Genomic DNA, 13,052 nt, shown 5'->3' with positions numbered 1-13,052 from the left:
GGGAGGCAGTGCGGTCTTGGGGTCTCCCCAAGTGGAGCAACTGCCGTCGGCTTTTCCGACTTGTACCCCTGCTGGTAAGCAAGCTATGCGTAGCTTCTTCGACAGGAAAAACAACTAGCGTTATTGGGCATGGAATGCAGAAGCAAAAGACTTTCACCAACTTTTTCTTCCCTGTTTGCATAATACCCAGTACCCATTACTTAGTCCCTATTAGGCGTGATTGCTCCCTTGTCAAAATTGCTCATTCCAGCCAGATTTAATCGCTGTGGTCTACACCTGTAAATCACAAGTATGTAAGAAAAAGTTCCCAAACAGCTAAGGGCACTGGCTAGCAATGGGAAGCGTCAAACAGCAGTGTCCAAGGGAAAATTGTACTAGGTTGACAAAGGAAGAGGCATGACTAAAGAAACATATATGGAACCCGCCTTTCTGTTGCCCGACTTGATTGAAATCCAGCGGTCAAGCTTTCGCTGGTTTTTAGAAGAAGGGCTGATAGAAGAACTTAACTCCTTTAGTCCTATTACAGATTATACGGGTAAATTAGAACTGCACTTTTTGGGTCAAAACTACAAACTTAAGGAGCCAAAATACAGCGTTGAAGAAGCCAAGCGGCGGGATAGTACCTATGCTGTCCAAATGTATGTTCCCACACGTCTAATTAATAAAGAAACCGGCGAAATCAAAGAGCAAGAGGTATTCATTGGGGATTTGCCTTTGATGACTGATCGCGGCACGTTTATTATTAACGGGGCCGAGCGGGTAATCGTCAACCAAATAGTGCGATCACCAGGTGTCTATTACAAATCAGAAATAGACAAAAACGGTCGACGAACTTATTCAGCTAGCTTAATTCCCAACCGAGGAGCGTGGCTAAAATTTGAAACAGACCGTAATGATTTGGTGTGGGTACGTATCGACAAAACCCGCAAACTCTCAGCGCAGGTACTCCTAAAAGCTTTAGGTTTATCAGACAACGAAATATTTGACGCCTTACGCCATCCAGAATATTTCCAAAAAACCATTGAAAAAGAAGGGCAATTTTCTGAAGAAGAAGCCCTAATGGAGTTATATCGCAAACTCCGTCCTGGTGAACCACCTACAGTCTTAGGCGGACAACAACTTTTAGACTCCCGTTTCTTTGACCCGAAACGTTATGACCTTGGTCGCGTCGGACGATACAAACTGAACAAAAAATTGCGCCTTTCTGTCCCAGACACCATGCGTGTGCTGACTCCTGGCGATATTTTGGCGGCTATAGATTACCTGATAAACTTAGAATACGATATTGGTAACATCGATGATATTGACCACTTAGGTAACCGTCGAGTCAGAAGTGTTGGGGAATTGCTACAAAACCAAGTAAGGGTAGGTTTAAACCGCTTAGAGAGAATTATTCGGGAACGGATGACCGTATCTGATGCCGAAGTGCTGACTCCTGCTTCCTTGGTAAACCCCAAACCACTGGTAGCAGCAATTAAAGAATTTTTTGGTTCCAGCCAGTTAAGTCAGTTCATGGATCAAACCAATCCTCTGGCGGAACTGACCCACAAACGCCGTCTGAGTGCCCTTGGTCCTGGTGGTTTAACCCGCGAACGCGCTGGATTTGCTGTGCGGGATATTCATCCTAGTCACTATGGACGTATTTGCCCTATTGAGACACCAGAAGGTCCCAACGCCGGATTGATTGGCTCCTTAGCAACCCATGCACGGGTAAACCTGTATGGCTTCTTAGAAACACCATTTAGACCTGTAGAAAATGGGCGAGTTAGATTTGATCTACCTCCAGCTTACATGACAGCCGATGAAGAAGACGACCTACGGGTTGCCCCTGGAGATATTCCTGTAGATGAAACTGGGCACATTATTGGGCCGCAAGTGCCAGTCCGATATCGCCAAGAATTTTCTACCACAACACCAGAACAGGTGGATTATGTAGCAGTATCTCCTGTACAGATTGTATCGGTAGCTACTAGTATGATTCCTTTCTTGGAGCATGATGACGCTAACCGAGCGCTGATGGGATCGAACATGCAACGGCAAGCAGTCCCTCTGCTCAAACCAGAGCGTCCTTTGGTGGGTACTGGTTTGGAAGCGCAAGGAGCAAGAGACTCTGGGATGGTGATTGTATCGCGTACCGATGGCGATGTCACTTATGTAGATGCTACAGAAATTCGCGTCCGTCCTAAACCTAACACCCCCGAAATTAAATACATCCTTTCTAAGTACCAACGTTCCAACCAAGACACCTGTTTAAATCAGAAACCTCTCGTCCGCATTGGTGAGCGGGTTGTTGCTGGTCAGGTATTGGCTGATGGCTCCTCCACCGAAGGCGGTGAATTGGCGCTAGGACAAAATATCGTCGTTGCCTATATGCCTTGGGAAGGCTACAACTACGAAGATGCAATTTTAATCTCTGAAAGACTGGTGCAGGATGATATCTACACCTCAATTCACATTGAAAAATATGAAATTGAAGCTAGACAGACAAAACTGGGGCCAGAAGAAATCACTAGAGAAATTCCCAACGTCGGGGAAGATGCCTTGCGTCAGTTGGATGAACAGGGAATTATTCGTATTGGGGCGTGGGTAGAAGCTGGTGATATCTTGGTAGGAAAAGTCACACCAAAAGGTGAATCTGACCAACCGCCAGAAGAAAAACTGTTACGGGCGATTTTTGGTGAAAAAGCACGGGATGTGCGGGACAATTCGCTGCGAGTGCCAAATGGTGAAAAAGGTCGCGTAGTTGATGTGCGATTGTTTACTCGCGAACAAGGCGATGAACTGCCACCAGGAGCCAATATGGTAGTTCGGGTATATGTCGCCCAAAAACGCAAAATCCAAGTTGGTGACAAAATGGCAGGACGTCACGGTAACAAAGGGATCATTTCTCGGATATTGCCGGCGGAAGATATGCCTTATTTGCCTGATGGTTCACCAGTGGACATTGTACTCAACCCCTTAGGCGTACCCAGTCGGATGAACGTCGGACAAGTATTTGAGTGCCTCTTGGGTTGGGCTGGTCAGACCTTGGGAGTACGATTTAAGATTACTCCCTTTGACGAAATGTACGGTGAAGAGTCATCCCGCCGAATCGTGCATGGTAAATTGCAAGAGGCACGAGACGAAACAGGCAAAGACTGGGTATATAACCCGGATGACCCTGGCAAAATCATGGTGTTTGATGGTCGTACAGGCGAACCCTTTGACCGACCAATTACTATCGGTGTGGCTTACATGCTGAAGCTGGTACATTTGGTAGACGATAAGATTCATGCCCGTTCCACAGGGCCGTACTCACTGGTGACTCAGCAACCCTTGGGTGGTAAAGCCCAACAAGGTGGTCAGCGGTTTGGGGAAATGGAAGTATGGGCATTGGAAGCCTTTGGTGCAGCTTACACCTTACAGGAATTGCTCACAGTTAAATCTGACGATATGCAAGGACGTAATGAAGCGTTAAATGCGATCGTTAAAGGTAAGGCAATTCCTCGGCCTGGAACTCCAGAATCCTTTAAGGTGCTAATGCGCGAGTTGCAATCATTGGGGTTAGACATTGCCGTACATAAGGTAGAAACCCAAGCAGACGGCAGTTCCCTAGATGTGGAAGTCGATTTGATGGCAGATCAATCAGCCCGTCGCACACCTCCTCGACCTACATACGAATCTCTTTCTCGCGAATCGCTGGAAGATGACGAATAAGGAGTGCTGAGTGCTGAGTGCTGAGTATTCAAAAACTCAGTAATTGGCATTTAGCATTTGGATATCTCTTAATTCAAACCTTAAAACTAAATATACTCAAACTTATAACTCGAAACTCAGCACTTAAGTATGAGACCTGCCCAAACTAATCAGTTTGACTACGTAAAAATCGGCTTGGCTTCCCCTGAACGTATTCGTCAGTGGGGCGAGAGAACATTGCCCAATGGTCAGGTAGTCGGTGAAGTTACCAAGCCAGAGACGATTAACTACCGAACTCTCAAGCCAGAGATGGATGGCTTATTTTGTGAGCGGATCTTTGGTCCTGCAAAAGATTGGGAATGCCATTGTGGCAAGTATAAAAGAGTCCGTCATAGAGGTATTGTCTGTGAACGCTGTGGAGTAGAAGTCACCGAGTCACGGGTGCGTCGCCACCGCATGGGCTACATTAAACTCGCAGCACCAGTAGCTCACGTCTGGTATCTCAAAGGCATTCCTAGCTATATTTCTATTCTGTTAGATATGCCCTTGCGGGATGTTGAGCAAATAGTTTATTTCAACTCTTATGTTGTGCTGAGTCCAGGTAATGCCGAAACCTTAACCTACAAACAACTACTGAGTGAAGACCAGTGGTTGGAAATAGAAGACCAAATTTATAGCGAAGATTCTGTGCTGCAAGGCGTAGAAGTAGGTATTGGTGCTGAAGCACTTTTGCGTTTGCTTGCCGATATTAATTTAGAGCAAGAAGCGGAAAGCCTACGGGAAGAAATTGGCAACGCCAAGGGACAAAAGAGAGCCAAGCTAATTAAGCGACTGCGGGTGATTGACAACTTCATCGCTACTGGTTCCAAACCAGAGTGGATGGTAATGGCAGTTATTCCTGTGATTCCCCCCGATTTGCGTCCAATGGTGCAGCTAGATGGTGGGCGGTTTGCCACCAGCGATTTAAATGATTTGTATCGACGGGTAATTAACCGCAACAATCGTTTGGCACGCTTGCAAGAAATTTTGGCACCAGAGATTATTGTGCGGAACGAAAAGCGGATGCTGCAAGAAGCAGTGGATGCTTTGATTGACAATGGTCGCCGGGGACGCACTGTGGTAGGGGCAAATAATCGACCCCTGAAATCTTTGTCCGACATTATTGAGGGTAAGCAAGGACGTTTCCGACAAAACTTGTTAGGTAAACGGGTTGACTACTCTGGACGTTCGGTAATTGTTGTCGGACCAAAGCTGAAAATTCACCAGTGCGGTTTGCCTAGAGAAATGGCAATTGAGTTATTTCAGCCATTTGTGATTAACCGCCTAATTCGTAGCGGTATGGTAAATAACATCAAAGCTGCGAAAAAGCTGATATCTCGCAATGATCCCAGTGTTTGGGATGTACTGGAAGAGGTAATTGAAGGACACCCTGTAATGCTAAATCGGGCACCAACGTTGCACCGCTTGGGTATTCAGTCTTTTGAACCAATTTTAGTAGAAGGTAGAGCGATTCAACTGCATCCTCTTGTGTGTCCAGCGTTTAACGCCGACTTTGACGGCGACCAAATGGCGGTACACGTCCCGCTGTCATTAGAAAGTCAGGCTGAAGCGCGGTTGTTGATGTTGGCTTCTAACAATATTTTGTCACCAGCCACAGGTAAACCCATCATCACACCCAGCCAAGATATGGTATTGGGAGCGTATTACTTAACAGCAGAAAATCCCGGTGCGACAAAAGGCGCAGGAAGGTACTTTTCTTCACTAGATGACGTAATTATGGCTTTTCAGCAAGAGCAAATTGACTTGCATGCCTATATTTACGTGCGGTTTGACGGTGAAATAGAATCAGACCAACCGGATACAGAACCCCTGGAAGTGACGGAAAACGACGATGGTAGCCGGACATTACTCTATAAGTTCCGCCGAGTCAGACAAGACCCTAAGGGCAATGTAGTTTCTCAGTATATTTACACAACTCCTGGCCGTGTTATTTACAATAATGCTATTCAGGAAGCACTTGCAAGTTAGGGGAATAGGGCATGGGGCATAGCCCATAGGAAAATTACCAATGCCCAATGCCCAATGCCCAATGCCCAATGACTCAGGACTAATGACTCAGGACTAATGACTAATGATTGAAAAAATGATTTTTCGCAATCGCGTAGTTAACAAAAGTCAACTGCAAAAATTAATTTCTTGGGCCTTTACGTATTATGGTACGGCGCGAACCGCAGTAATGGCTGACAAATTGAAAGATTTGGGATTTCGCTATGCTACTAAAGCAGGGGTTTCTATCAGTGTAGATGACTTGATGGTGCCTCCAACTAAACGATTGCTCTTAGAAGCAGCCGAAGAAGAAATTCGCGCCACTGAAACCCGTTACCAACGGGGAGAAATCACGGAAGTAGAACGCTTCCAAAAGGTAATTGATACCTGGAACGGTACTAGTGAAGCTTTGAAAGATGAAGTAGTCGTTCACTTCAAGAAGACTAATCCCCTAAACTCCGTATATATGATGGCATTCTCTGGGGCACGGGGTAACATCTCTCAAGTGCGGCAATTGGTAGGAATGCGGGGACTGATGGCAGATCCTCAAGGGGAAATTATCGACTTGCCCATCAAAACCAACTTTCGTGAAGGACTAACTGTAACGGAATACATTATTTCGTCTTACGGTGCCAGAAAAGGATTGGTAGATACTGCGTTGCGAACGGCTGACTCTGGTTATCTCACCCGCCGTTTGGTGGATGTATCCCAGGATGTAATTATTCGGGAATTTGACTGTGGCACCACTAGGGGTCTTAGCATTCAACCAATGACAGAAGGGGCCAAAACCTTAATTCCTCTAGCAACCCGCTTGATGGGACGGGTAATTGGTGAAGATGTGGTGCATCCGTTGACAAAAGAAGTGATAGCAACACGCAATACCCCAATTTCTGAGGATTTGGCGAAGAAAATTGAAAAATCTGGGGTGGGAGAAGTTGTGGTGCGATCGCCACTAACTTGTGAAGCTGCACGTTCTGTCTGTCAACACTGCTATGGCTGGAGTTTGGCCCATGCCAAGATGGTAGATTTGGGCGAAGCTGTGGGGATTATTGCCGCCCAAAGTATCGGTGAACCTGGTACTCAGTTAACCATGCGGACATTCCACACAGGTGGTGTGTTTACCGGGGAAGTAGCGCAACAAGTTCGTTCTAAAATCGATGGAACTGTTAAGCTTCCCCGTAAACTGAAGACCAGAACGTATCGTACCCGTCACGGGGAAGATGCCCTCTATGTTGAAGCTAATGGCATCCTGCTTTTGGAGCCAAAAAAAGTAGATGATGTCACCCCAGAAAACCAGGAAGTTCATTTGACTCAAGGTTCAACACTATATGTATTTGATGGAAATCAGGTAAAACAAGGTCAGTTGTTGGCAGAAGTTGCCCTGGGTGGACGCACAACTCGGACTAATACAGAAAAAGCCGTTAAAGATGTTGCTTCTGACTTGGCAGGAGAAGTGCAATTTGCCGAAGTTGTTCCAGAACAAAAAACTGACCGTCAGGGTAATACTACAACTACAGCCGCACGGGGTGGTTTGATTTGGATTTTGTCTGGGGAAGTTTACAACTTGCCGCCTGGTGCAGAATTAGTGGTAAAAAATGGTGATGCGATCGCTTCTAATGGAGTTTTAGCAGAAACCAAATTAACTAGTTTGCACGGTGGTGTGGTGCGCTTACCCGAAGCTACCCCAGGTAAGAGTACCAGGGAAATTGAGATTATCACTGCTTCTGTGGTCTTAGACCAGGCAACGGTGACAGTCCAAAGTTCTCAAGGTCGCAATAACTATTTAGTTTCTACTGGCAATAACCAGGTATTTAACCTCCGGGCTACACCAGGTACAAAAGTACAAAATGGTCAAGTGGTAGCTGAGTTAATTGATGACCGCTATCGCACAACCACTGGTGGATTTCTGAAATTTGCAGGTGTCGAAGTCCAGAAAAAGGGCAAAGCCAAGTTGGGTTATGAAGTCGTGCAGGGCGGTACACTGTTGTGGATTCCCGAAGAAAGCCACGAAGTTAATAAAGATATCTCCTTACTGTTGGTGGAAGACGGTCAGTTTGTCGAAGCTGGCACCGAAGTAGTGAAGGATATTTTCTGCCAAAACAGTGGTGTGGTAGAAGTGACCCAGAAAAACGACATCCTGCGGGAAGTGGTGGTGAAGCCAGGGGAACTGCTAATGGTGGACGATCCAGAATCAGTTATCGGGCGAGATAACACCTTTATCCAACCAGGTGAAGAATTCCAAGGCAATGTCGCGACGGAATTGCGTTATATCCAGTATGTAGAGACACCAGAAGGACCTGCCCTGTTGAGTCGTCCAGTAGTTGAGTTTGCCGTACCGGATAATCCAGATGTGCCATCAACGACATCAGTAAGTCAACAAACTGGGCGCTCGATTCAGTTGCGGGCTGTGCAACGACTACCTTACAAAGATTCAGAACGCGTCAAATCTGTTGAAGGTGTGGAACTGCTGCGAACCCAGCTAGTGCTGGAAATTGAGCAAGAAGGGGAACAAGACCACAATGCTTCACCCTTAGCAGCAGATATTGAGTTGGTAGAAGATACTGAAGACCCAGAAGTTCAACGTTTGCAACTGGTAATTTTGGAATCTTTAGTAATTCGTCGAGACATTACCGCCGATGCCACCCAAGGTAGCACCCAGACGACACTTGAGGTAGATGATGGGCTAACTATCGCTCCCGGTTCTGTAGTCGCACGTACCCAAATCTTATGTAAAGAAGGAGGGGAAGTGCGGGGCGTTCAAAAAGGAGCCGAAAACGTGCGTCGTTGTTTGGTGTTGCGTGACGTTGATAGGTTGATCGTAAATACTAGTACTCAGCCCAAGGTAAAAGTGGGTGACTTGCTAGTAGAAGGTACAGAAATTGCTCCTGGAGTTTTTGCCCAAGAATCAGGGCAAGTAGTGGATATCAAAAGTGCCGCTGCTGTATCTGGTGGAGAATCAGCTTTGAGTACTAAAAATTATACTGTTACTACCCGCATCGGTCGCCCTTATCGAGTCAGCCCTGGTGCTGTATTGCAGATAGAAGACGGCGATTTAGTACAACGGGGTGATAACTTGGTGTTGTTAGTATTTGAACGCGCTAAAACTGGAGATATCATTCAAGGTTTGCCCCGGATTGAGGAACTGCTAGAAGCTCGTAAACCGAAAGAAGCGTGCATCTTATGTCGGCGGGGAGGAGAAGTTAAGGTAGTTTACGGCGATGGTGATGAAGCGATCGCCATCAAAGTCGTAGAATCAAATGGCGTGGTGACAGATTATCCTCTGGGGCCAGGACAAAATTTGATTGTGCCAGATGGATCAACAGTATTAGCGGGACAACCGTTGACCGATGGCCCATCCAATCCCCACGAAATTTTGGAAATCTTCTTTAGCTTGGGTTCTGAAGACGGAATCTATGCTTGTGCTAGCCTTGCCTTGCAAAAGGTACAGACTTTCTTGGTGAATGAAGTGCAAATGGTGTACCAATCTCAAGGGATTGATATTTCCGATAAGCACATTGAAGTGATTGTTCGCCAGATGACCAACAAAGTCAGGATTGATGATGGTGGTGACACCACAATGCTTCCTGGCGAATTGGTGGAACTGCGCCAAGTTGAGCAGGTGAACGAAGCTATGGCAATTACAGGCGGTGCTAGGGCACAGTACACCCCAGTATTGTTGGGGATCACCAAAGCATCGTTGAACACCGACAGCTTTATTTCCGCCGCTTCCTTCCAAGAGACAACACGGGTACTCACCGAAGCCGCTATCGAAGGCAAATCTGACTGGCTGCGCGGATTGAAGGAAAACGTAATTATCGGGCGATTGATTCCGGCTGGTACTGGATACAATACCTATGAAGAACCAGGAGCGATCGATGACTATGCTGCTGAAATTACCAGTAGTGTGTTAGATGAAGTTGATGATCCCCTAGATATGGTTTTAGACGATCGCACAGCTCGCGCCTATAATTTAGATTCTCCTACTCTTGGGGAATCTGGCTTTGGTAGCAGACGTGCAGAAAGGTCAATTCTAGATGAGGAAGATGAACTAATTGCTGATGAAGTAGCAGACGACGATGATTACGAGGAAGATGAAGAAGACGACGAAGATGATTTCGACGACGAATAGAGACTTGAAATTTCCCGTCTAAAAGGTAAAAGGTAATATAAAGTCTACACTTAATTACCCACAAACACAGTACCTCACCAGCACTACTGCCCCTCTTTTTCTTGAAGGGGGGCGGTAGCAATTAGTTTAGACTAATATTTTCTTTTTCACAAAGTCTAGTCATCTACATTGCTTAAAATCTTGCATTTAGTTTTATTAAGAAAACTTTAGCTGTTAACTTTAGAATTTATTCCTAACCAGAATCCCAACGAAATGAGTAATTGAAAAGATGTTGGTAATGATAACCCTAAAAAAGAGGGAATTAAGCATTAACTGTGATTTTGGATTTCGTTTAACTTGGCACGCACTGCCTGGATATCCTGCCACATCAACCATTTCGGCCCACCTCTTTCCTTAGAAGGGTTACGCAGTAAGTAGGAAGGATGAAAAATTGGCATACATAAACGCCCTTCCCACTCTAGCCACTGTCCGCGAATTTTCGTAATTCCCCGCTTATCGCCAGTGATACCTTTGACAGCAGTTGCACCCGTTAACAGAATTATTTTGGGATCAACTAAACGAATTTGTTCTAGTAGGTAGGGTAGACAAGCCGCCACTTCTACAGGAGTGGGAACTCTATTATTTGGTGGGCGACATTTATTGATATTGGCGATATATACATCATGCTCAATAGTCAGATTCACCGATGCCAAAATTTTCTCTAACAATTGTCCCGATCTACCTACAAATGGTAAACCCGTTTCGTCTTCATTTTGACCCGGAGCTTCTCCCACAACCATAATTGGTGCTTTGAGATTGCCACGTCCGACAACAGCGTGAGTACGAGTGTCTCCCAACGCACAACGGTGACAGCGATCGCAATCTTGTGTCAACTCCGTTATGTCAGAATAAGTTCCGGGAGCGATCGGAATTTTCACGTCTGTAGGAATCAGTTCTCGTTGATTAAAAGTTGAGTCGTCGAAGAGGCTGAGTTGAGTTTCGCTGCTCATGAAAATCGGGATTTTAGCATCAGCGCCAGCTGTTATATCTGAGTTAAATAGCTTTTTGGCTAGATATTTATCAGAACATTTAACTTTTGCTGAATACTTAATTATTTATACAAATCTTATTGTATCAGCTAATTTGAGACAAAATTCAGTGATGATATAAAGCAGTGCCGTCTTAAGATGCTGGGGGAAACCATGTCATATACCCTACTTTTCGCCAATCGTACCCATGCAGGTGAGTTATTGGCGCGAGTTATTCATGATATTTTGACTCAGCAAAGTATTGATTCTGGGGTAAAGCCTGTATCAATTGTTTATGCTTTGCCAAGAGGAGGTGTACCAGTAGCAGCACCAATAGCACGTCTTTTGGATTGTCCGTTGACAATTGTTGTGGCAAAAAAGATTAGCCATCCAGGAAACCCAGAGTTAGCAATTGGTGCAGTGACTACTTCTGGAAATGTTCTTTGGACCGATCAAAAGATATTTCGCCCTAAACATGATATGCGGTGGCGAGAAGTGGCTCTAAATAAAGCGATGAACCAAGCTAAGTATCTTGAGACTCAACTAATTCCTGCTTGTCCGCAGTTGAATGCAGAGGATGCTACGCTGATCTTAGTTGATGATGGTATTGCTACAGGTATGACAGTAGCGGTAGCAGCAACTGCCATGAGAGCGCTTTCTCCAGCAGCAATTTGGCTATGTACTCCATTAGTACCACAGAAATTGTTACCCTGGTTAGAACAGTGGGGCGATCGCACAATAGTCTTGGAAACACCCGAACCCTTCTGGAGTGTGAGTAATTTTTACACAGAATTTCCTTAAGTAGATATATTAGAAGCTCTCGTATATCTTCAACAACAAAAGACAATCAACGGAATTGATCTGTGCAAGTAATTTTCAATTGTTTTCCAATCTTACTTTTTAACTATTTGAAGATGTTCCCTGCTGATATTGCATAGCTTTGGCATAATCACCTAGGGCGTAGCAAGCGACTTTCAGACTGGCAAGAGCTTGTTCTTCACTACGACGATCTTTGATATTCCTAGCTAACAGCAAACGTTCTTCATAATATGAAATTGCTTTATTATAATCACCCAAAGCCTCACAAGCAACTCCTAAACTACTTAAAGACTGTTCCTCACTACGCTTGTCTTGAATTTCTTTGGCTAATTGCAACCGATCTTCATAATACTTAATTGCTTTGGTATAATCACCTAAAGCATAACAAGCATTGCCCAGATTCTTTAGCACTTGAGAAGCACTGCGAACATTTTTTAAGGAGCGTGATAGTACTACACATTGCTCATAATAAGCGATCGCTTTTGGGTAATTGTTCAAAGCATACCAAGCATTACCCAAATTCTTGAGTACCTGTTCCTCGCCCCAATTATCTTTGAGTTCCTGCACAATCTCTAGGCTTTGCTGCTGATACTCAATGGCTTGTGTAAAATTTCCTAAAGCTTTATACACCAATCCCAAATTATTCAGTGCTGCTACTTGACTACGTTTGTCTTGCAGTTGTTGTGTTATTTTCAAACATTTTTCTAGATACTTAATAGCCTTTTTATGGTCATTCAGGTGACGGTATGCATTACCTAAATGGGAAAGAGCTTGCATTTGCAATGCTAAATCTGAGGTGTTATTAAGCAAAGACAAACAGTGTTGAGAGTAACAGATAGCACCTTTGTAGTCTCCAGCGCTGTAAGTTAATAATCCTAAAAAAGAAAATACCTGTGCCTGTTTTTCTAAATCGCCAACTGCTTGAAACAGCACTAAGGACTGCTGTAAAGACTTCATAGCCGCTATTATTTCGCCAGATTGCTGCTGTTGAATTCCTTGCCCTAGTAGCTTAGACGCTTCCAACAAACGGTCATCACTTTCTTGTGGAGGTATTATTTCAGCTTGTGAACCAGAGTCAAATTCATGGGTAATTGTATTACGCTTCACTGGTTTTAGGTATGTTATGGGTAATTGCAAGGGAACTGTATGTTTCGATCTGTTCTTCCATTCGCTTTTAGACATCAACTCCTTCCTGTGAAGTCTGGTGCTAAATCTAGTATTCCCAAAACCAGGATGCATCTTTCATCAGTCTGGTTTACCACAGCATAAGTTTAAAAGAGGTGATTTATAGCAACCGCCAGGTTGGTTAGGACACTAAACTCAGAACATACTCCATTGCCGCTCGCAAGGTAGGGAAGTACTCCAGTTGCTTGCGG

6 protein-coding genes are annotated in these 13,052 nt (G+C 44.9%); 4 read left to right on the top strand and 2 right to left on the bottom strand.

Going from position 1 to position 13,052, the window contains the following annotated elements; all coding sequences use genetic code 11:
- Positions 1-396 precede the first annotated feature (396 nt).
- The 3 genes from rpoB to V7K89_RS29200 all read left to right on the top strand — a co-directional run bounded on the left by rpoB (position 397) and on the right by V7K89_RS29200 (position 9,850).
- Positions 397-3,696 carry a DNA-directed RNA polymerase subunit beta gene (gene rpoB / locus V7K89_RS29210; protein ID WP_335193530.1) on the top strand — a complete coding sequence of 1,100 codons (3,300 nt, stop codon included), beginning with the start codon at positions 397-399 and terminating at the stop codon, positions 3,694-3,696.
- 129 nt (positions 3,697-3,825) lie between these two features.
- A complete protein-coding gene (locus V7K89_RS29205; RefSeq protein ID WP_335193528.1) occupies positions 3,826-5,703 on the top strand; it encodes a DNA-directed RNA polymerase subunit gamma in 1,878 nt (625 codons plus the stop codon).
- A 103-nt stretch (positions 5,704-5,806) separates the two neighbouring features.
- Entirely contained in the window at positions 5,807-9,850 is a 4,044-nt protein-coding gene (locus tag V7K89_RS29200; RefSeq protein WP_335193526.1) for a DNA-directed RNA polymerase subunit beta'', read from the top strand.
- 308 nt (positions 9,851-10,158) lie between these two features.
- Here the strand turns inward: V7K89_RS29200 and V7K89_RS29195 are convergent, their stop codons facing one another.
- Positions 10,159-10,839, bottom strand: coding sequence for a uracil-DNA glycosylase (locus V7K89_RS29195; RefSeq protein WP_335193524.1), 681 nt, complete (start codon positions 10,837-10,839; stop codon positions 10,159-10,161).
- Between the two features lie 192 nt (positions 10,840-11,031).
- Here V7K89_RS29195 and V7K89_RS29190 point away from each other — a divergent pair, with 192 nt between their 5' ends.
- Positions 11,032-11,658 carry a phosphoribosyltransferase gene (locus tag V7K89_RS29190; RefSeq protein ID WP_335193522.1) on the top strand — a complete coding sequence of 209 codons (627 nt, stop codon included), beginning with the start codon at positions 11,032-11,034 and terminating at the stop codon, positions 11,656-11,658.
- A 99-nt stretch (positions 11,659-11,757) separates the two neighbouring features.
- Here the strand turns inward: V7K89_RS29190 and V7K89_RS29185 are convergent, their stop codons facing one another.
- Positions 11,758-12,858 (bottom strand): tetratricopeptide repeat protein, encoded by a 1,101-nt coding sequence (locus tag V7K89_RS29185; protein ID WP_335193520.1) that lies wholly within the window; start codon positions 12,856-12,858, stop codon positions 11,758-11,760.
- Positions 12,859-13,052: the final 194 nt, after the last annotated feature.

Origin of the sequence: Nostoc sp. (assembly GCF_036917515.1) — a bacterium.
Classification (GTDB): Bacteria; Cyanobacteriota; Cyanobacteriia; order Cyanobacteriales; family Nostocaceae; genus Nostoc.
Note: the sequence above shows the minus strand (reverse complement) of the source record. Positions and strands in the feature narration are given on the sequence as shown.